This window comes from Massilia sp. BHUDP2, assembly GCF_046236355.1.
GTDB classification, from domain to species: Bacteria; Pseudomonadota; Gammaproteobacteria; order Burkholderiales; family Burkholderiaceae_D; genus Telluria; species Telluria varians.
The window spans coordinates 245,570-265,610 of record NZ_JBJUVW010000002.1 but is presented as its reverse complement, the minus strand read 5'-3'; the positions used below and the strand labels follow the sequence as shown (position 1 = coordinate 265,610).

The following is a 20,041-nucleotide window of genomic DNA, read 5'->3' as shown; positions in this document are numbered from 1 at the left end:
GTACGCGCGTCAGACTGCCACCGGCGCGCGGATCGCCGGGTCCGGATCGTAGCCCGCGACCTCGAAGTCCTCGAAGCGGTAGTCGAACAGGGATTCCGGCTTGCGCTTGATAACCAGGCGCGGCAGTTCCTTGGGCGTGCGCGACAGCTGCAGGTCGACCTGCTCCATGTGGTTGCTGTACAGGTGGCAGTCCCCGCCGGTCCAGATGAACTCGCCCACTTCCAGGCCGGCCTGCTGGGCCATCATGTGGGTCAGGATCGCGTAGGACGCGATATTGAAGGGCACGCCCAGGAAGATGTCGGCGCTGCGCTGGTACAGCTGGCAGGACAGCTTGCCGTCGGCCACGTAGAACTGGAAGAAGGCATGGCAGGGCGGCAGCTTCATGTTCGGCACGTCGGCCACGTTCCAGGCCGAGACGATCATGCGGCGCGAGTCCGGGGTGTTGCGGATCTGGTCCAGCACCTGCGAGATCTGGTCGATGTGGCCGCCGTCGGGTGTCGGCCAGCTGCGCCACTGGTAGCCGTAGATCGGGCCCAGGTTGCCGTTCGCATCGGCCCATTCGTCCCAGATGCTCACGCCGTTTTCCTTCAGGTAGGCGATGTTGGTCGAGCCCTGCAGGAACCAGATCAGTTCATGGATGATCGACTTGAGGTGGACCTTCTTGGTGGTGAGCAGGGGGAAGCCCTGCTGCAGGTCGAAACGCATCTGGTAGCCGAACACGGACAGGGTGCCGGTGCCGGTGCGGTCGGTCTTGACCGCGCCATGCGCTTTCACATGGCGCATGAAGTCGAGGTATTGGCGCATTGGGTATGACGATAGGTGACAGTCCGTCATTGTAACCGAGAGTGCCCCTCTTGGCCTCGCCCCCGGCGCGCCCTGCGGTATAGTGCGGTCATGCCGACTTCCCCGAACCATCCCAGCACGCCGGACGGCCGCTACTTCGTCGTCGCGGGTCGGCTTTGGCGATCGAGCAACCCGGCGCTGGCGCCGGAGCTGCGGCAGCAACTGGTCGACGCGTTGATGCGGGCGCGCAGGCAGGTCGGCACGGCCAAGCGGGCCGGCGACGCCGGCGCCGAGCGCCAGGCCCGCGCCGAGGTCGATGCGGCCAAGCGCGCGCTCGGCGAGCGCGGACCGGTCTGGTGGACCGACGGCGCCCCCGACTACAACCGGCGCATGGTGGCCAACACCCCTTACGCGGACTGGTACGCGTCCTTGTCGTCCTGAGCGCCGAGCGCCCGCGCGAACAGCGCAAGCGCCTCGCGCACTTCTGCGTCCGGCGCATTCAGCAGGTTGTCGCCCACGTATAGCTCGAAGGAACTGGTGCCAGGCAGGGCGGCCGCGGCGATGCGGTTGAACATCCAGATGCCATGCCGCTCGGCGAGCGCGCGGCGGATCGCCAGCGCACGCTCGGGCGTGACCGGCAGGTGCAGGTGCAGCATGTTGGTATGCGGCGCCGCCGGGTTGACGCGGATGATCGGGTGCGCCGCCAGTTCGCGGTACAGGAAGTGCGTGCGCTCCAGGCAGGCCGGCATCGCGGCCAGGCGTTCCTCGAAGCCCATCGCGGCGGCCACCACATAGGGCGAACGGTGGATGACATTGCCGCCCTGGCGCCGGAACCATTCGGCGGCCCGGTCCACGAACTCGCGGCTGCCGGCCAGCATGGCGCCGCCCAAACCGCCGATGCCCTTGTACAGCGAGACGTAGACCGAATCGAAGCCGGCCGCGACCTCGCTCAAGGGCTTGCCGTAGCCGGCGGCGGCTTCCCACAGGCGCGCGCCGTCCATGTGCAGGTGGGCGCCGCGCGCCCGGCAGTGGGCCTTGATCGCTTCCAGTTCGTCCCAGGGCGAGAGCTGGCCGCCGATCTCGCGCAGGGGCAGTTCCATGCCGACCGCGCCCAGGCGGTCGGGGATCGCGGCCAGGTCGGCGACGCGCCAGGGACGGTAGCGCTCGCCCGCCTCCAGGGCGTTGAAGTGGCCCAGCAACTGGTAGTTCGAGCGTTCGTGCACGAAGATGTGCGAGGTCGGGTGCAGGGCGGCGAGATCGTGCCCGCGGTCCTGGCAGGCCAGGCGCAGCGCCGTGACCTGGGCCATGGTGCCGCTGATGCAGAACACCGCCGCCTCCTTGCCCAGCAGGCGCGCGATCCTGTCCTCGAATTCCTGCAGCAGCGGACCGCTGCCGTAGACGTCGTGCTCGACGCCGTTCGCTTCGCACCATGCCGCCATCGCGGCGAACAGTTCGGCGGGCGTGCGGGCGCGGTGGCCGGGGAAGACGAGGTGGCAGCGGCGTTGCAGTTCGGTGTCGTTCAAGGCGGGCTCCTGGCGAAGCCTGCCACTCTACACCGAAGCGGGCGCTTCGGAAAAGCGCCTTAGCGGACGCCGAGAGCGAGGCGGCGCGGCGTGGATGCGCTCGCGTGCGCGTCCGCGTCGTCGGGCAGGCGGAACAGGCGCACGGCGCGCGCCAGCTCGTCGGCCTGGTCCTGCATGGCCTGGGCGGCGGCGCTGGCCTCCTCGACCAGGGCCGCGTTCCGCTGGGTCGCCTCGTCCATGGCGCCGACCGCGCCGTTGATGTGCTCGATGCCGCCGGTCTGCTCCTGGCTGGCGGCGGTGATCTCCGCCATGATGTCGGTCACGCGCGCCACGCTCGCCAGCACGTCCTGCATGGTGACGCCGGCGTCGGCCACCAGCTTGCCGCCCGCTTCGACCTCGCCGTTCGATGCGTCGATGAGCAGCTTGATCTCCTTGGCCGCCGCCGCGCAGCGCTGGGCCAGGCTGCGTACCTCGTTGGCGACCACGGCGAAGCCGCGGCCCTGCTCGCCCGCACGGGCGGCTTCCACGGCCGCGTTCAGGGCCAGGATATTGGTCTGGAAGGCGATGCCGTCGATCACGCCGGTGATGTCGGAAATCTTGCGCGACGACTGGCTGATCGCATCCATGCGCTCGATCACCTGGGCCACGGTGGCGCCGCCGCGCTGCGCCACGTTCGATGCGCTGACGGCGAGCTGGTTGGCCTGGCGCGCGTTGTCGGCGTTCTGGCGAACGGTGGCGGTGAGCTGGTCCATCGAGGTGGCGGTGCCGGCCAGGCTGGCCGCTTGCTCCTCGGTGCGCTGGCACAGGTCCAGGTTGCCGGCCGAGATCTGTTGCGAGGCGCTGGCGATCTGTTCGGCGCCGAGGCGCACCTTGCCCACCACGCTGGAGAGGCTGGCGCCGACGCTGTTGATGGCTTCGGTCAGCAGGCCGATCTCGTCGCGCCCGCGGCTCTCCATGCGCGCCGTGAGGTCGCCCTCGGCGATGCGCCTGGCGACGTCGCGCACCTGCGCCAGCGGACGCGCCACGCTGACGCGCAGCACGGCGTACAGGAGCGCGGCCAGCACTGCCAGGGCCAGCAGGCCGGCCAGGATGACGCGCTGGCGCAGTTCGGTGGCGGCCGCGGTGATCTCGTCGCGGTAGGTGCCGCCGGCGATGATCCAGTCCCACGCCTTGATGTGGGTGTAGGCGACGAATTTTTCGCGCGCCGCGCTTTCGCCCGGATTCTGCCAGTCGTAGACGATGCTGCCGTTCTTCTTGTCCAGCATCTCGCGGATGAAGGCGCGTCCGTCGGCGGCGCGGCTGTCGAGTAGATTGGCGCCTTCGCTGCCCGGGTGCACCAGCAGCTCGCCGTAGTGCTTGCCGGGGGCGGCGTTCAGCACGTAGAAGTAGCCGGTCTGGCCCACCTTGAGCGCGCGGATGCGGTCCTTCAGCAGCTTCATGTCTTCCGTGATGTCGACGCCCACGTAGAGCACCCCGACCACCTTGCCGGCGGCGTCGCGCGCCGGCTCGTACTGGGTGATGTACTGCTTGCCGAACAGGGTGACCAGGCCGATGTAGCTGCGGCCCTCGCGCAGCACGGCATAGGCCGGGCTGTTGCGGTCCAGGGTGGTGCCGACGGCGCGTTCGCCGTTTTCCTTCTTGACCGAGGTCGTCACGCGCACGAAGTCCTGGCCATCAAGGGCGAAGATGGTGGCGTTGCCGCCGGTCTGCGCGGTGAAGCTGTCCGGCGCGCCGAAGTCGAGGTTCAGCACCTTGCCGTCGAGCTTGAGCGTGGGCGTGGCCTTGCCGCCGATGTCCACGCTGGTCGCCGGGTCGAGCTCGAAGCTGCCGGGCAGGCCATGGCGGAAGATGCGGCCGAAGCTCGCGGCCGAGCTGCTGACGCTCTTGTTGAACATCTCGACCGTGTTGGCCACGCTGCGCAGTTCGCTCGTGACGCTCTGGGTCGCGCGCTCCTCGAGCATGCGCGAGGTGGCGTAGGTGATCGTCGCGACCAGCGCGGCGATGATCGCGGCCGTCAGGACGAAGGTGATGGCGCTGATGCGGGTGCCAACATTCCAGTTGGCGGGATGATATCGGGAGGCGGACATGACGAAAATCTGGATCTGGAACCAGAGGCATCATACCGTTGTAACTTTCCGTACCGCAACGATACCGGGTCGAAAAACGCCGTGTGCGCGGCTGCGCCACAACACAGATGCCGCATTGGCAAGCAATCCCGATGCGCTTCTGTCATCAAAGCTTTGCCAATGCGCGGGCGGCCGCGCGCCCGGCCGCAAGCTCAGGAGGCCTGCTGTTCGAGCGGGGCGTGCGCCTGGAACTGCAGCGCCGCCAGGTTGGCGTACACGCCGCCGTGGGCGACCAGCGAGGCGTGGGTGCCGGCTTCGACCACGCGGCCTTCGTCGAGCACGATGATGCGGTCGGCGCGCTGCACGGTGGCCAGGCGGTGGGCGATGATGATGGTGGTGCGGCCGACCATGGCCGCTTCCAGCGCGCGCTGCACCAGGCGTTCCGACTCGGCGTCGAGGGCGCTGGTGGCTTCGTCGAGCAGCAGCAGGGGCGGATTCTTGAGCAGGGCGCGCGCGATCGCGATGCGCTGGCGCTGGCCGCCCGACAGGCGCACGCCGCGCTCGCCCAGGTAGGAGCCGTAGCCCTGCGGCAGGCGCTCGATGAACTCGTGGGCCGCGGCCATCTTCGCCGCCGCCACCACTTCATCGTCGCTCGCATCCGGCCGGCCGTAGCGGATGTTCTCCAGCGCGCTGCTCGAGAAGATCACGGTGTCTTGCGGGACGATGCCGATCGCGTCGCGCAGCGTGTGCAGCGCCAGGTCGCGGATGTCGATGCCGTCCAGGAAAATGCTGCCGGCCTGCGGGTCGTAGAAGCGCAGCAGCAGCTGGAACAGGGTGGTCTTGCCGGCGCCCGAGGGGCCGACCACGGCCACGGTCTCGCCGGCGGCGATGTCGAGCTTCAGGTGCGACAGCGCCGCGGTATCCAGGCGCGAGGGGTAGCTGAAGCTGACGTCGTCGAGCGTCACGCGGGCGCCGTTGGCAAGCCGCGGGGGCAGCGGCCGCGGATGGGCCGGGTCCTGGATGTCGGAGCGCGCCGCGAGCAGTTCCAGCAGGCGCTCGGTGGCGCCGGCGGCGCGCTGGGCTTCGCCCATCACTTCGGACAATGCGCCGACCGAGCCGGCCACGATCGAGGCGTACAGGATGAACTGCCCGAGGTCGCCCCCGGTCATCGTGCCCTCCAGTACCGCATGGGCGCCGAGCCAGAGCACGAAAACGATGCTGCCGAACACCAGCACGATGGCCAGCATGGTGAGCGTGGCGCGGGCGCGAATGCGCCGGATCGCGGTCTGGAAGGCGCCTTCGACGGAGGTGCCGAAGCGGCCGGCCTCGATGCCCTCGTGGGTGAAGGCCTGCACGGTGGGCATGGCGTTCAGGATCTCGCCCGCCAGCGCCGAGGCGTCGGCGATGCGGTCCTGCGAGTCGCGCGACAGCTTGCGTACGCGCCGCCCGAACAGCACGATCGGCAGCACCACCAGCACCAGGAGGCCCAGGATGATCGCGGTGAGCTTGGGGCTGGTCACGAACAGCATGACCAGGCCGCCGATGAACAGCAGGGTATTGCGCAAGGCGAGCGAGATGCTGGTGCCGACCACGGTCTGGATCAGGGTGGTGTCGGTGGTCAGGCGCGACAGCACTTCGCCGGTGCGGGTGGATTCGAAAAATTCGGGGCTCTGGTGCACCACGTGGCGGTAGACTGCGGCGCGCACGTCGGCCACCACGCGCTCGCCCAGCCAGGACACCATGTAGAAGCGCGCGGCGGTGGCCACCGCCAGCACGGCGGCCACGCCGAACAGGGCCAGGAACACGGCATTCACGTGTTCGATGTTCTGGCGGCCGGCCTCGGCGCCGAAACCGTGGTCGATCATCTGCTTGAAGGCGGCGGGAATCGCCAGCGTGGCGCCGGCCGCGAACAGCAGCGCGATGCCGGCCAGGACGAACTGGCGGCGGTAGGGCGCGAGGAAGGGCAGCAGGCCCTTGAGCGCGGCCAGGCTGCCTTTGCGGGCGGTGTCGGAATCGGTATTGCCGGTGGAGCGGGAAGTCATTGTCTCGGGCGGATTGTTCTTCAATGTTCTGTTCTGTTCAAAGCTTCATCGGGCGCACGTAGCCCGTCATTTCCAGGTAGCCGCGCCCCAAAGGCTTGCCGTCGCGGCTGACCGTCACCGCGCCTTCCCAGTACACCGCCCCGGTCGAGCGGCGCGAATCGAGTTCCTGGTCCTGCTGCAGGGGAGTAAGCTGCCAGCGCAGCGCGCCGGTGACGACATCCTGGGCCACCGGGTACTCGGCGCCGGTGCGCGGCGACCGCCAGCGCGCGGTGGGCGTGAAATCGACCTGCTCGGGCGCGTAGCGGGTCACGCGGCCCGCGGCATCGCGCACGGTGGCGTGCGCCCATAGTTTACCACCTTGCCTGCTGCGAATCTGGAAAGCCATCAGGGCGCCGCCATCATTGAGGTTCACGCCGATCCAGTCCCACCCGGTGGCTTCCGGCTGCAGCGCTTCGCTCGACCATTCGTGATCGAGCCAGGCGCTGCCGGTGACGGCGACGGGCAGGCTGCCGGCCCGACCAACGTTGCCGCTCACCTTCAGCTGCGGCTCGCTGTAGTAATGGCTGGCATGCTGGGGGCTGGCGCCCTTGCGCGAATAACCGCCTTCGCCCTGCACCAGCACCGGCTGGGTCGGCTGCAGGCGCAGTTCCAGCGTCAATTCGCTGGAGCGGATGGTGACGCGGTAATGCCCTGAGCTTTCGCGCACCATGCGCCAGTCGTCGAGCTTGAGGTCGGTATTGCCGGTGCGGGCCCAGGCCAGGCCGAAGCCTTCGCGGGCGCTCTTCTGGTCGTGCACCAGGCGGCCCAGCGCCGGGTCGGACAGGGCCGCGTGGCCGATCACCAGCTGGCGCGGGGCAAACGCGCTCGGGTTTCTCGGGTCGTGTTCGGTGCGGCTGCGAAAGAAGGTGACCTGGAAGCCGAGCGGCTTGCGGTCGGGCGTTTCGACCCAGCCGGTGACGTACCACCATTCGGTGCGAAATTCCGGATGGGCGCCGAAGTCGCGCGGGAAGGACAGCGTGCTGCCGGGAACCACGGGTGCGAACTGCGGCGGCTCGGCCCGGCCCCACTGCGCAAGGAACAACAGCACGACAAACACGACTACCCGCATTACCAATCCTCCCTGACCGCGCGTACCGGACCACCCGACAGCGCATAACGTCCCGATACCAGTGCCGTCAGGATCGAGGCCCCGACCAGCACCGCGGCCACGCTCCCCAGCAAGGTCCACGGCAGGTGCAGCCCCATTGTCCAGTGAAACGACTGCGGGTTGACAACATAAACCAGGATCAGGCTGATGACCAGCCCCAGCGCGAAGCCGCAGGCCACTCCGAGCAGGGTGAGCAGGCCGCCTTCGAAGGCGAGGATGCCCAGCACCTGGCCGCGGGTGACGCCGACGTGGCGCAGCATGCCGAACTCCTTGGAGCGCGCCAGGGTCTGGGCCGAGAAGCTGGCCGCCACCCCGGATAGTCCGATGGCGATGGCGATCGCTTCCAGCAGATAGGTCACGGCAAAGCTGCGGTCGAAGATCCTGAGGCTGGCGGCGCGGATTTCACCCGCGGACATGGTCTGCAGCGCCGCTCCGAAAGGCAGGGCGCGCACCGCGCCTTCGAGCTGTTCGGCGCTGCTGCCGCGCGCCGCGAACAGGGCGGCATCCGTGACTTCGCCTTCGCCCGTCAGGGCCTGGTAGTCGGCCAGGCGGATCACCACCGAGCCGGCCTGGTTGGCGTAGTCGCGCCACACGCCGGCCACGAAGAATCTCGCCTGGGCGCCTCCCAGCGGCAGCGTCAGTGTCTGGCCGACGCGCACGCCATACAGGTCGAGCATGGCTTCGGATACCCAGGCCGGCCGCGCACCGCCCGGCACCGGCGCGCTTGTGCCCACCAGGTACAGCAGCTGCCCGGGATCGCGCGCATCGATGTCGCGCGCGATCACGACCACGTTGGGCCGTTCGGGGGACAAGGAAACGGGACGGGTGCGCAGGAAGTGGGCCTGGGCGACGCCCGGCGTGGCGCGCAGCGCCGCCTGCTGCGCGGGCGTGAGGAAGCCGGTATTGCCGCTGCTGGCCGCCCGGACGTACAGGTCGGCCGGCAGGATGTGCCCCATCCAGTCGTCCACCGAGACCCGGAAGCTGGCCACCATGATGCCCATCGCCACCATCAGGCTGAAGCTGGCGAGCACACCGCCCAGCGCGATCGCCGCCTGGCCAGGGGCATTCGCCAGGCGCGACAGGGACAGCAGCAGGATCGGCGGCGCGCGGCGCGCGCGCAGCAGCAGGCCTTCCATGCGGCGGAAGGCTTGCGCGGCCAGGCGCGGCATCAGACCGATGCCGCCGATGAGCAGCAGGGCGATCGAGAAGTAGCCGAACAGGGGCAGCTCGAACACCGGCGGCGCGAAGGCCAGCGCCGCGCCCAGGGACAGGCACAGCAGCGATGGCCACACCCGCGCCAGGCGCGACAGCGCGGCTTCGTCGGCGCCCGACTTGATCGCCAGCGCCGGACGGGCGTTGGCCGCCTCCAGCGCCGGCGCCAGGCAGCCGAGCAGGGCCACGCCCAGGCCGAGCAGGAAGAACGCGGTGGCCGCCACCGGCGTGAACTGGACCTGCGGGCGGATGCCGGGGAAGTAACCGGCGCCCAGGTCGCCGCCGAAATAGGTGAGGGCCAGGGCCGCCAGCGCGTAGCCGCCCAGGATGCCCAGCGCCGCGCCGAGCACGCCCAGGCTGGCGCCCTCGAGCAGCACCTGGCCCAGCAGCCCATTGCGCTCCAGGCCGAGCACGCGCAGCAGCGCGAACTGGCTGCGCCGGCGCATCACCGACAGCGCCTGGGTCGAGAATACCAGGAAGGCGCCGGTGAACAGGGCCACCAGCGCCAGCACGGTCAGGTTGACGCGGTAGGCGCGGCTCAGGTTGGCGTTGCGCTCTTCCTGGTCGCTGTCGTTCGGCTGGCGCACCACGAAGCGCCCCGGGAAGCTGCGTTCCAGTTCCCCCGCCAGGCTGCGCTGGAAGGCGGCGCGGTCGACCCCGTCGCGCAGCTTGAGGTCGACCCGCGACAGGCGCCCCAGCTGATTGAAGCGCCACTGCATGGCGCCGATGTCCATCACGGCGATGCGCTGGCCCGCGCGCGCGCGCTGTACCGGCCCGGCCACGCGCAGCCTGAGGTCGCCGGTCCCGGCGCGCAGCACGAGGGTGTCCCCCGGCCGTTTTTGCAGCCAGGCCTGGGCGGCGGGCGACAGGAACAGGGCGTCGTCGGCCAGCACGTCGGTCATGCGGCCATCCTGCGGCACGCCGGTCAGGTCGGGCGAAATGAAGCCGGCGCGGAAGGCGTCGATGCCGACGATGCGCAGCGACCCCTGCATGCCGGGAAAACCGGCCGACAGCTCGAGCACCGGCGCCGCCACCGCCACCTGCGGGTGCGCTGCCAGCCTGGCGTAGACGGATTCGTCGAACAGGGGTTCGCGCCCGGCCACCTGGACGTCGGCCTGGCCGGCCAGGGTCTTGACGGCGGCGGAAAACTCATTGAAGGCGGCGGCGTTGATGAGGTGGATGGCGAAGCCCATGGCGACGCCGACCGCGATCGCGGCGATGGCGAGCAGCGCCCGCACGGGATGGGCGCGCCATTCGCCGAACAGGAGCCAGCGAGACAGGATTCCGATTGGCAGGCTCAGGCCGGGCATTCCACCGCCAGTGCCTCGGCCTGCCGCCGCGCCTTGGTGCCGGCGCGTTCGGCGTCGTCGCGGCCGGCGCGCCTGGCGTCCTCGATGGCCCACTTGTGCTGCAGGCGCAGCTTGTCGCAGCGGCGCCGGACGGCAGCCGCGGCCCGCTGGGCCCGGACACCTTCGCGCGCCGCCTGTTCCTCGCGCGCCGCGCGCGCCTCCTCGATTTCCTGCAGCAGGGCGCGCTCGCGCGCGAGCCGGGCCATGGCGTCCGGCGCCGGCTCTTGCGCCGACTGCACCTTCAGGGCCACCGCGGCGCTTCCGCAGGGCCGGTCGTGATAACTGATCCTGCCGCCTTCGGTGCATTTGTAGATCGTGCCCGCGCTTGCTGCGCTGGAGGCCAGGCAAAGGATCGCCATCGATATGTGCTTGCGCATGTGAATGTCCCCGGTCATAGAATTTTGCCAGGGTTCATAATGCCGAGCGGGTCCAGTGCGGCTTTGACGGCACGCATCATGTCCAGTTCGACCGGGTCCTTGTAGCGCGCCAGTTCCTCGCGCTTGAGGGCGCCGATCCCGTGCTCGGCCGAGATCGAGCCGTGGAAGCGGGCGACGCTGTCGTGGACGATGCGGTTGACCGAGTCCTGGTGCGCCAGGAAACTGTCGTGGCCGGTGCCGGCCGGCGGCGCGATGTTGTAGTGCAGGTTGCCGTCACCCAAGTGTCCGAAGCAGACGACCTGGCAGCCGGGGAAGGCGGCCTGCAAGGCGCGATCGGTCTGGTCGATGAAGTCGGGGATGCTTGACACCGGCAGCGAGATGTCGTGCTTGATGTTCTTGCCGGCAGCAGCTTGCGCCATCGAAATGTGCTCGCGCAGCTTCCACAGGCCGATCGACTGGCTGACCGAACTGGCCAGGGCCGCGTCCAGTGCGATGCCGCTTTCAAGCGCCGCCCCGACCGCGGACTCGACCAGGCCGGCGGCGTGGTCTTCGGATTCGTTGCTCGACAGTTCGACCAGCGCATACTGCGGATAGTGATCGGCGAAGGGCCGCGGCAGCTCGGGGAAATGGGTGTGGACCAGGCGCAGGCAGAGATCGGACATCAGCTCGTAGCCGGTGAGCGCCGCGCCGCAGCGTTCCTGCATCAGGGACAGCAGCGCGAGCGCTCCCTGCGGCGAGTCGAGCGCGACCAATGCCGTCAGGGCCGCCTTCGGCTGCGGATACAGCTTGAGCACGGCGGCGGTGATGACCCCGAGCGTGCCTTCGGCGCCGATGAACAGCTCGCGCAGCGCATAGCCGGTATTGTCCTTGCGCAGGCCGCGCAAGCCATCCCACACCTGGCCCCGGGCGGTGACCACTTCCAGTCCCAGGCACAGCTCGCGGGTATTTCCGTAACGCAGCACCGCGGTGCCGCCCGCATTGGTGGCTAGGTTGCCGCCGATGGTGCAGCTGCCTTCGCTGGCCAGCGACAGCGGAAACAGCATGCCGGCCTCGAGCGCGGCCTGCTGGACGTCGTACAGGATGCAGCCCGCTTCGACCGTCATGGTGCGGTTGGCCGCGTCGATGGCGCGGATGCGGTTCAGGCGCCGCAGCGACAGCACGACGGCGCTGCCGCTGGCATCCGGTACGCTGCCGAGCACCAGGCCGGTGCGGCCACCCTGGGGCACGACGGGCACGCGCGCCGCGGCGCAGGCGGCAACCACCTGGGCCACTTCGCCGGTGTCAAACGGCAGGACCACGGCCAGCGCGCGCCCGGTGAAGCGGCCGCGCCAGTCTTCCAGGTAAGGGGTCATCGCGGCGGGATCGAGGACCAGGTGCGCCTCGCCGACGATGGCGCCGAGGCCGGCGACGAAGGTGGCCAGCGCGGCGCCGGCCGGCTGTGCTTCAGTCATGCGGGACTTTGACCTTGTCGAGCAGTTCCTTGGCCAGGCGCTTGGCTTCCTTCTTGTACGGATGCAGGAACAGCAGCGCGCAGGCGTAGTAGACGACCACCAGCACGATCTCGCCGACCGCCATGCCGCGCGAGGCTTCGGAAGTGTCGGCCCAGGCGCGCACCACGCCTTCGGCGAAATAGATGAGGATCACCATCGACGACCATTGCAGGGTGTAGAGGTCGCGCTTGATCACGCCGCGCAAGGGCAGCAGCAGGGGCAGCGCCTTGAGCGCAAGCAGCGAGCCGCCCGGGTGCAGCGGCGCGACGAACACTTCCCAGGCCACGAGCCAGCCGATCAGCCAGATCAGGCTTGCGATTGCGCCGGCATGAAAGACTTTTGCGGTATCCATCATTGCATTCCGTGGAGTTTGACCGCGGCGAGCGCCAAGCGTTTGCCGAGCGCGATGGCGAGCACGCGCTCGTCCTCGCTCAGGGCGCGCTTGCCGTCGGCGCCGGCCCAGTGCGAGGCGCCGTAGGGGCTGCCGCCGCTGGCGGTATTCATGAGTTCAGGATGCGAGTAGGGCAGTCCCATCACGAGCATGCCGTGGTGTAACAATGGGAGCATCATCGACAGCAGGGTCGATTCCTGGCCGCCGTGCAGGCTGCCGGTAGACGTGAAGACCACCGCCGGCTTGCCGGACAGCGTGCCGTTGACCCAGTCGGCGGCGGTGCCGTCGAGGAAATACTTGAGCGCGGATGCCATGTTGCCGAACCGGGTCGGCGAGCCGAGCGCCAGGCCGGCACATTCGCGCAGGTCGTCCAGCTCGACATAGGGGGCGCCTTCGCCCGGAACCTCGGGCGCGGTGGCCTCGGCCACGGTGGATACCGCCGGCACGGTGCGCAGGCGCGCATCGAGCCCGGGCACGCTCTCGATGCCCTGGGCGACCAGTTCGGCCAGCTTGCGGGTGGCGCCATGGCGCGAGTAGTACAACACGAGAATGGTCAGGTTCGGGGTCAGGGTCGGCTTCATCGTTGGTATTATAGGGCGCTTTGCTCAATTGACATGCCCTATGCGGGGCGAATCGAACCACCGAATGCTTTCCAAGACCGTCCACTCCCTGTCGCGCAGCACGGGCGACCTGCTGGCCATCGGCAGCGACCGCGCGCGCGGCCTGACGCTGGGCGAAACCGGCGACCTGTTGCGCTTCGCCCGGCGCCGCCTGCGCGAAGAGAAATTGCCGCAAGTGGCGGGAAGCCTGACCTTCACGACCACCCTGGCGCTGGTGCCCCTGCTCACCATCGTGCTGGCGATCCTGACCACCTTCCCGGTGTTCGGCCAGGTGCGCGCGGCGCTCGATACCTGGTTCGTGCAGACCCTCATGCCCAGGGCCATCGCCAACACCATCAGCGCCAACCTGACCCAGTTCGCCGACAAGGCCAAGGGCCTGTCCCTGCTGGGCGCCGTGCTGCTGCTCCTGACCACGACCACGATGATGGGAATGATCGAGCGCGCCTTCAACCAGATCTGGGGGGTGCGCCGCCCACGGCCGTGGTCGCAGCGGGTGCCGGTCTACTGGTCCATCATCACGCTCGGGCCGATCCTGTTCGGGCTGTCGCTCACCGCTACCTCGCAGCTGTTCAGCGCCACGGGCGGCCTGGTGAAGTCCTTCCCGTTCCTGGGCGCGCTGTTCTACACCGCGGTGTCGGTGGCCCTGAGCGCCGGGGCCTACATGCTGCTCTACATGGCGGTGCCGAACCGCCGCGTGCACTGGCGCGACGCCCTGTGGGGCGGGCTGGCCGCGGCGATCGCCTTCGAGCTCGCCAAGCGCGGCTTCGCCCTGTTCATCCGCCAGTTCCCGACCTACGCCATCATCTATGGCGCCCTGGCGGCGCTGCCGCTGTTCCTGGTCTGGATGTACCTGTCCTGGCTGATCACCCTGGTGGGCGCGGTGCTGGCCGCCGCGCTGCCGGTGGTCAAGTACGAGCGCTGGAAGCACCAGCCGACGCCGGGCAGCGCGTTCGTGGACGCGATGGCCGTGCTTAAGGTGCTCTGCGGCAGCGCGCGGCTGACCGGCACCACCCTGGTCTCGAACGCGGCGATCCGGGCGCACACCCGCATCGGCTACGACGAGATGTCGATGCTGCTCGAGAAGATGGTGGCGGCGGGCTGGGTCGGGCGGGTGCAGGACGAACTCCCGGCGGGTGTGCGCTGGGGACGCGGCGCCCGCGAGAACGTCGAGAACTGGGTGTTGCTGGCCGATCCCGGCAAGATCCGGCTGGCCGACGTCTACCGCCTGTTCGTCTTCGATGCCGGCACTGCCGATGCAGCGCCGCCTGCCACGCCGCTGGCGCTCGACACGGCGGCCCTGTCCCGCCAGGTCGAGGCGGCCGTGGAGGAGGGGCTGGAACAGAGCCTGGCCGAGCACTTCGGGCTTGCTGCCTGAGGTCAAAAAACCCGCTTGGCATAGTACAGGGCGTGTATCATTTGCAAATTGCGCAATTTGATGATGAACGCCTTTTCCTCCCTTGATGACCACCAGCGAGCCCAGCCCCGCAGCGCCGCCCCGTTCCACCACCGCTCCGTTCGCGCCGGACGGCGCCGCGCTCGTCCCGCTGCTGCAGGCGCAGGACTGGTCGCGCAGCCCGCTCGGCGAGCCGCGCGCCTGGCCTGAAGCGCTGCGCCTGGCCGCCACCCTGGTGCTCGATTCGGCGGCGCCCGCCTGGCTGGCCTGGGGCGAGAGCCTCGCCCTGGTCTACAACGAAGCATGCGCACGGACCCTCGGCGACCGGCACCCCGCCGCGCTCGGCGCGCCGCTGGCCCAGGCGTGGAGCGGCCGGCGCGAGCAGCTGGGCGCCATCGTCGACGAGGTCCTGGCCGGCCGCGCGGTCCACCGGCGCGAGGACGCCGACGGCATCGTCGGCGCCTTCGCGCCCTTGCGCGACGCGCAAGGCCGGGTCCAGGGCCTGATCTGCACCGGATGGAGCCTGGACGGCGAGCTGCACGAGGCGGCCGAGCGCTACCGCCTTGCCCGGCTGGCGACCAACGACGCCATCTGGGACTGGCGCATCGCCGACGGCCACGTCATCTGGAACCAGGCCCTGCACAGCCTGTTCGGGCACGCGCTCGACAAGACCAGCGCCGAGTGGTGGATCGAGCACATCCACCCGGACGACCGCGCCCGCATCGACGAGGCCATCCACGCGGTGATCGAAGGCGGCGGCACCGGCTGGGTCGGCGAATACCGCTTCCGGCGCGCCGACGGCAGCTATGCCGAGATCTTCGACCGCGGCACGGTGCTGCGCGACGCCGGCGGGCGGGCGCTGCGCATGATCGGCGCCATGCTCGACCTCTCCGAACGGATCGCGACCGGCGCGGCGCTGCGCGAGAGCGAGCGCCTGTTCCGCACGCTGTTCGAGTCGATCGACGAGGGCTTTTGCGTGATCGAGTTCCTGGACGGCCCGCACGGCCCGATGAGCGACTACGTGCACGTGATGGCCAATCCCGCCTATGCGGCCAACGCGGGCATCGAGAACGTGGTCGGCCAGCGCGTGCGCGACATGGTGCCGCTGGAAGCGGATGGCTGGGTCGAGATCTACCGCCGCGTGCTGCTCAGCGGCGAGCCGGTGCGCTTCGAACGCACCCTGGAGCGCACCGGGCGCTACCTGGAACTGGCCGCGCTGCGCATCGAGCCGCCCGAGCGGCGCCAGGTCGCGGTGCTGTTCCAGGACGGCACCAAGCGCCACCGGGCCGAGCTGGCGCTGCGCGAGCTCAACGACACGCTGGAGCGGCGCGTCGCTGAAGGCGTCGAGGAACGGGTCCGGATCGAGGGCGCCCTGCGCCAGGCCCAGAAGATGGAAGCGGTGGGCCAGCTCACCGGCGGCATCGCACACGACTTCAACAACATGCTGGCGGTGGTGACGAGCGCACTCGAGCTGCTGGGCCGGCGCGTGCAGGACGGCCTCGCGCCGATGGATGCGCGCGCCCTGCAGTACGCCGAGATGGCCAAGGGCGGGGTGCGCCGCGCCGCCCAGCTGACCCAGCGCCTGCTCGCCTTCTCGCGCCAGCAGGCCCTGCGGCCGGAACCCCTGTCGCTGAACCAGCTGGTCGCCAACATGTCGGAACTGTTGCAGCACGCGCTGGGCGGCAACGTGCGCCTGGAAACTGTGCTGGCGGGCGGCCTGTGGCGCGCCCACGTCGACGCCAACCAGCTCGAAAGCGCCATCCTCAACCTGGCGGTGAACGCGCGCGACGCGATGCCCGACGGCGGACGATTGAGCATCGAGACCGCCAACGCCCACCTCGACGAACGCTATGCCGCCGCGCACCCCGGGCTGGCGCCGGGGCAGTACGTGATGGTGGCGGTCAGCGACACCGGCTCGGGCATGTCGCAGGACGTGGTCGCCCGAGCCTTCGATCCCTTCTTCACGACCAAGGAAGTGGGGCGCGGGACCGGCCTGGGCCTGAGCCAGGTGTATGGCTTCGTGCAGCAGTCGGGCGGCCACGTGAAGATCTATTCGGAACCGGGGCAGGGCACGACCGTGAAGCTCTACCTGCCGCGCCACCACGAGGCCGCCGGCGTGCAGGCGGGCGTCGTGGCCGGGACCGGCGTGGTGTACGGAGACGCCAGCGACGTGATCCTGGTGGTGGAAGACGAAGCCGCGGTGCGCACGCTCTCGGCCGCCATGCTGGCCGAACTGGGCTACCGGGTGTTCGAGGCCGACGGCGCGGCCATGGCCCTGCGCCTGCTCGACAGCCATCCGGAGATTGCGCTGCTGTTCACCGACGTGGTCATGCCCGACATGAACGGCAGGGAGCTGGCCGACCAGGCGCTGCGCCGGCGCCCGGACCTGCAGGTGCTGTTCACCACCGGCTACACCCGCAACGCGGTGGTGCACAAGGGCATACTGGAACCCGGGGTGCAGCTGATCGGCAAGCCGTTTACGCTCGCGGATCTGGCGGCGCGGGTGCGGGCGCTGCTCGACCGGCGCGCTACCAGCTGAGCTTGCCTGTCAGCATCTGCCAGTACATGACCCAGTCGGCGCGAAACGACCACCAGGGCTGGGAGAACGAGGCCGGCCTGTTCTTCTCGTAGAAGAAGTGGCCGATCCAGGCCCCGCCATAGCCGCTGACCACGGCAAACAGCAGCCACCAGGCGTTCAGGCTGTCGATGTACTGGGCGACCGCGGCGATCGCCGACGAGGTGCCGATGAAGTGGGCGCGGCGGCAGCGCCGGTCGGCGTGCTGGGTCAGGTAGTAGGGATAGAACTCCGCGAAGCTGGCGAAACGGGCCGTCATGGGGTCTCCTGGATCCGTTGGAACGGGATCGATGCGGCGAAGCCTGCCAATGCATCGAGCACCGCGTCGGGCGCCTCGGCCATCATCTGGTGACCGGCGTCCACGTTGACGATTTTGCCATGCTTGATCGCGCCGGTCAGCAGTTTCGTCGAACGGGGCGGCGTCATCACATCCTTTTTGCCGAATACGAACAGGGCAGGGCAGCGAAGCGCATCGGCCGCGGCCTCGCCGTTGGCGTAGCTGTTGCATGCGGCGAAGTCGGTGTAGAACAGCTGCTGCGGATTGCGCGCCGACATCCGCTGCATCAGGCGGCGCGCGCCGCCCATCACCGAGAAGCCCGGACCCGGGCAGGACGGCTTGTGCGCGATCGACGAGTGCGACCAGATGTTGACCATGTCGATGGCCGAGCCTTCGTCAAGGCGGGCAGTCTCGAGCAGGGCGTCGGCCACCTTCATCGGGTAGGTCGTGCCGAGCAGGGCCAGGCCGGCCACCGTGCCCGGTGCGCGCCGGCTGGCTTCCAGCGCGACCAGCGAGCCCATGCTGTGCCCGGCCAGCAGTGCACGCTCGACCACGGCTGCCGCCAGGACGGCCAGGAGCCAGTCGGCCATCGCTTCCACGCTGCCCAAGGCCGGGCCGCTGCTGCGGCCGTGGCCCGGCAGGTCGACCGCCAGCACCGCGTAGCCGTGGTGCGCCAGGTAGCGGCTCTGCAGCGCCCACACCGAATGGTCGTTCTGGGCGCCGTGGATCAGCACGATGCATGGGAGCGCCGGGTCGAAGGTTTTGCCGCCGGTGTAGACATAGGCGCGCTCGCCGTTGATGTGCAACTGCATCTCAGGCTCCCTTCTGGGCGAGTTTCAGCGCCCGCTTCAGGTCGTCGATCAGGTCGTCCGGGTCTTCCAGGCCGACCGAGAGGCGCATCGTCCCTTCGGTAATGCCGGAGGCAGCGAGCTGGTCGGCCGGCACCCGGAAGTGGGTGGTCGAGGCCGGGTGGATCACCAGGGATTTCGCGTCGCCCACGTTGGCCAGGTGCGAGAACACCTGCAGGCCGTCGGCAAAGCGACGCCCGGCCGCACGGTCGCCCTTGAGCTGGAAGGTGAACACGGCGCCGCAGCCTTTCGGCAGCAGGCGCGCGGCAAGCGCATGATCGGGGTGCGATTCCAGTTCCGGGTAGGACACCGTTTCGACTGCCGGATGCGCCAGCAGGAATTCGACGACACGGCGCGTATTGGCGACGTGGCGGTCCATGCGCAGGCCCAGGGTCTCGATGCCTTGCAGGATGGCGAAGGCGTTGTGCGGGCTCATGGCCGCGCCGAAGTCGCGCAGGCCTTCGCGCCGCGCGCGCAGGGCGAAGGGCGCGACCGTCGATTCCTCCGCGAACACCATGCCGTGGAAGCCCTCGTAGGGCTCGCACAGTTCGGGGAAACGCCCGCTGCGGCCATGGGCCGCATCCCAGTCGAAGGTCCCGCCGTCGACCAGCAGGCCGCCGATGGCGGTGCCGTGGCCGCACAGGAATTTGGTGGCGGAATGGAACAGCAGGTCGGCGCCCAGCTCGAACGGACGCTCTAGATACGGCGTGGTGAAGGTCGCGTCCACCATCAGGGGCAGGTCGTGTTCGTGCGCGATGCCGGCCACTGACGGGATGTCGAGCACGTCCAGGCCCGGGTTGCCGAGGGTCTCGCCGAACAGCACTTTGGTGTTGGGGCGGATCGCGGCGCGCCAGGCGTCGAGGTCGCGCGGGTCCACGAAGCTGGTGTCGATGCCGAAGCGGCGCAGCGTGTAGTGGAGCAGGTTGTGCGAGCCGCCGTACAGGGCGGTGGAGGCCACGATGTGCGAACCCGCGCCGGCGATGGTCGCCAGGCCCAGGTGCATCGCGGCCTGGCCGCTGGCGGTGGCGATGCCGGCCACGCCGCCCTCCAGCGCTGCAATGCGCTCTTCCAGCACCGCATTGGTCGGGTTCGAGATGCGCGAGTAGACGTGGCCGGCGCGCTCCATGTTGAACAGGGACGCCGCATGCTCCGAATCGCGGAACGCGAACGAGGACGTGAAATGGATCGGCGTGGCGCGCGCGCCGGTGGCCGGGTCCGGCGCACTGCCGGCATGCAGGGCCAGCGTATCGAAACCGGGATACTGGGGACCGCTCATCGTTCTAACTCTTCCAGGTAAGGAGATGGCGGGCATCCTAGCATTGATTTATGCTTGCGCAACATTGCTCTTCCCTAAATTGGTGCAGCGCTGGATTTTTTGGCGGGCATCGGCTACAGTCAAGTTATGAGTTATACAAATATTGCTGCAATTACAAACCAACCGGACGGGGTGGCTACCATGAAAGTCTCCGAGATCCTGCAGGTCAAAGGCGAAATCCTCTACACCGTCACCCCGGACATGCCGCTGGTGCAGGCGGCCGCGACGATGGCGGAAAAGGACATCGGCTCGCTGGTCGTCATGGAATATGGCGACCTGGTCGGTATGCTGACCTTCCGCGAAGTGATCAAGGAACTGCATGCGCAGGGCGGGGCGCTCGGCAACGGCACCGTGCGCAAGGTGATGGACGACAGCCCGATCACCGTCACGCCGGATACCGAAGTCAACGAAGTGCGCCGCATCATGCTGGAAAAGCACGCGCGCTACCTGCCGGTGATGAACGCCCGCACCCTGCTGGGCGTGATCTCGTTCTACGACGTGGCCAAGGCGGTGCTGGAAGCGCAGAGCTTCGAGAACCGCATGCTCAAGGCCTACATTCGCGACTGGCCGGCCGAGCAGGCGACCGAGGATTGATTCCCGGGTTTGGCCGGCATCGCCGGCCAAACCCGTCGG

The 20,041-nt window shown here is 69.2% G+C and carries 17 protein-coding genes; 4 read left to right on the top strand and 13 right to left on the bottom strand.

What is annotated here, in order from left to right; all coding sequences use genetic code 11:
* Positions 1-9 precede the first annotated feature (9 nt).
* Positions 10-804, bottom strand: a complete 795-nt coding sequence (locus ACK6C6_RS11920) for a thymidylate synthase (RefSeq protein ID WP_409267496.1) — start codon at positions 802-804, stop codon at positions 10-12.
* A 216-nt stretch (positions 805-1,020) separates the two neighbouring features.
* Between ACK6C6_RS11920 and ACK6C6_RS11915 the strand changes: the two genes are divergently transcribed.
* Positions 1,021-1,224: a hypothetical protein gene (locus ACK6C6_RS11915; protein WP_409267495.1), complete on the top strand. Its 204-nt coding sequence runs from the start codon at positions 1,021-1,023 to the stop codon at positions 1,222-1,224.
* Here ACK6C6_RS11915 and ACK6C6_RS11910 read toward each other — a convergent pair.
* From ACK6C6_RS11910 to wrbA, 9 genes are all read right to left on the bottom strand, one after another.
* Entirely contained in the window at positions 1,191-2,306 is a 1,116-nt protein-coding gene (locus ACK6C6_RS11910; RefSeq protein WP_409267494.1) for a threonine aldolase family protein, read from the bottom strand. The two genes, ACK6C6_RS11915 and ACK6C6_RS11910, sit on opposite strands and share 34 nt — an antisense overlap.
* Positions 2,307-2,365: 59 nt before the next feature.
* Positions 2,366-4,393: a Cache 3/Cache 2 fusion domain-containing protein gene (locus tag ACK6C6_RS11905; protein WP_409267493.1), complete on the bottom strand. Its 2,028-nt coding sequence runs from the start codon at positions 4,391-4,393 to the stop codon at positions 2,366-2,368.
* Between the two features lie 191 nt (positions 4,394-4,584).
* The gene (locus tag ACK6C6_RS11900) at positions 4,585-6,414 is read right to left on the bottom strand and encodes an ABC transporter transmembrane domain-containing protein (protein ID WP_409267492.1); all 1,830 of its coding nucleotides are present in this window, start codon (positions 6,412-6,414) and stop codon (positions 4,585-4,587) included.
* A gap of 37 nt (positions 6,415-6,451) precedes the next feature.
* Positions 6,452-7,522, bottom strand: coding sequence for a lipocalin-like domain-containing protein (locus ACK6C6_RS11895; protein WP_409267491.1), 1,071 nt, complete (start codon positions 7,520-7,522; stop codon positions 6,452-6,454).
* Positions 7,522-10,083 carry an FtsX-like permease family protein gene (locus ACK6C6_RS11890; RefSeq protein WP_409267490.1) on the bottom strand — a complete coding sequence of 854 codons (2,562 nt, stop codon included), beginning with the start codon at positions 10,081-10,083 and terminating at the stop codon, positions 7,522-7,524. The genes ACK6C6_RS11895 and ACK6C6_RS11890 overlap by 1 nt, the downstream gene beginning before the upstream one ends.
* Positions 10,071-10,499 (bottom strand): DUF4124 domain-containing protein, encoded by a 429-nt coding sequence (locus tag ACK6C6_RS11885; protein WP_209586786.1) that lies wholly within the window; start codon positions 10,497-10,499, stop codon positions 10,071-10,073. The genes ACK6C6_RS11890 and ACK6C6_RS11885 overlap by 13 nt, the downstream gene beginning before the upstream one ends.
* 14 nt (positions 10,500-10,513) lie before the next feature.
* Positions 10,514-11,950, bottom strand: coding sequence for an FAD-binding oxidoreductase (locus tag ACK6C6_RS11880; protein WP_409267489.1), 1,437 nt, complete (start codon positions 11,948-11,950; stop codon positions 10,514-10,516).
* Complete coding sequence (locus ACK6C6_RS11875) at positions 11,943-12,344, bottom strand: DUF2069 domain-containing protein (protein WP_036215612.1); 402 nt, start codon at positions 12,342-12,344, stop codon at positions 11,943-11,945. The genes ACK6C6_RS11880 and ACK6C6_RS11875 overlap by 8 nt, the downstream gene beginning before the upstream one ends.
* Positions 12,341-12,961: an NAD(P)H:quinone oxidoreductase gene (wrbA, locus tag ACK6C6_RS11870; RefSeq protein WP_209586784.1), complete on the bottom strand. Its 621-nt coding sequence runs from the start codon at positions 12,959-12,961 to the stop codon at positions 12,341-12,343. The genes ACK6C6_RS11875 and wrbA overlap by 4 nt, the downstream gene beginning before the upstream one ends.
* A gap of 64 nt (positions 12,962-13,025) precedes the next feature.
* On the opposite strand from wrbA, the gene ACK6C6_RS11865 reads away from it, so the two are divergent.
* Both ACK6C6_RS11865 and ACK6C6_RS11860 read left to right on the top strand, forming a co-directional pair.
* Complete coding sequence (locus ACK6C6_RS11865) at positions 13,026-14,375, top strand: YihY family inner membrane protein (RefSeq protein ID WP_209586783.1); 1,350 nt, start codon at positions 13,026-13,028, stop codon at positions 14,373-14,375.
* 85 nt (positions 14,376-14,460) lie between these two features.
* On the top strand, positions 14,461-16,932 hold the full coding sequence (locus ACK6C6_RS11860; RefSeq protein ID WP_409267488.1) for an ATP-binding protein: 2,472 nt from the start codon (positions 14,461-14,463) through the stop codon (positions 16,930-16,932).
* Here the strand turns inward: ACK6C6_RS11860 and ACK6C6_RS11855 are convergent.
* Genes ACK6C6_RS11855 through ACK6C6_RS11845 form a run of 3 tightly spaced genes read right to left on the bottom strand, consistent with a single transcriptional unit; the run spans position 16,922 to position 19,369 of the window.
* Entirely contained in the window at positions 16,922-17,227 is a 306-nt protein-coding gene (locus ACK6C6_RS11855; protein WP_209586781.1) for a DUF962 domain-containing protein, read from the bottom strand. The genes ACK6C6_RS11860 and ACK6C6_RS11855 overlap by 11 nt on opposite strands.
* Entirely contained in the window at positions 17,224-18,057 is an 834-nt protein-coding gene (locus tag ACK6C6_RS11850; protein WP_409267487.1) for an alpha/beta fold hydrolase, read from the bottom strand. The genes ACK6C6_RS11855 and ACK6C6_RS11850 overlap by 4 nt, the downstream gene beginning before the upstream one ends.
* 1 nt (position 18,058) lies before the next feature.
* Positions 18,059-19,369, bottom strand: coding sequence for an O-acetylhomoserine aminocarboxypropyltransferase (locus ACK6C6_RS11845; RefSeq protein ID WP_409267486.1), 1,311 nt, complete (start codon positions 19,367-19,369; stop codon positions 18,059-18,061).
* 180 nt (positions 19,370-19,549) lie between these two features.
* On the opposite strand from ACK6C6_RS11845, the gene ACK6C6_RS11840 reads away from it, so the two are divergent.
* Positions 19,550-20,002 carry a CBS domain-containing protein gene (locus ACK6C6_RS11840; protein ID WP_027867541.1) on the top strand — a complete coding sequence of 151 codons (453 nt, stop codon included), beginning with the start codon at positions 19,550-19,552 and terminating at the stop codon, positions 20,000-20,002.
* The last annotated feature ends 39 nt before the right edge of the window (positions 20,003-20,041 follow it).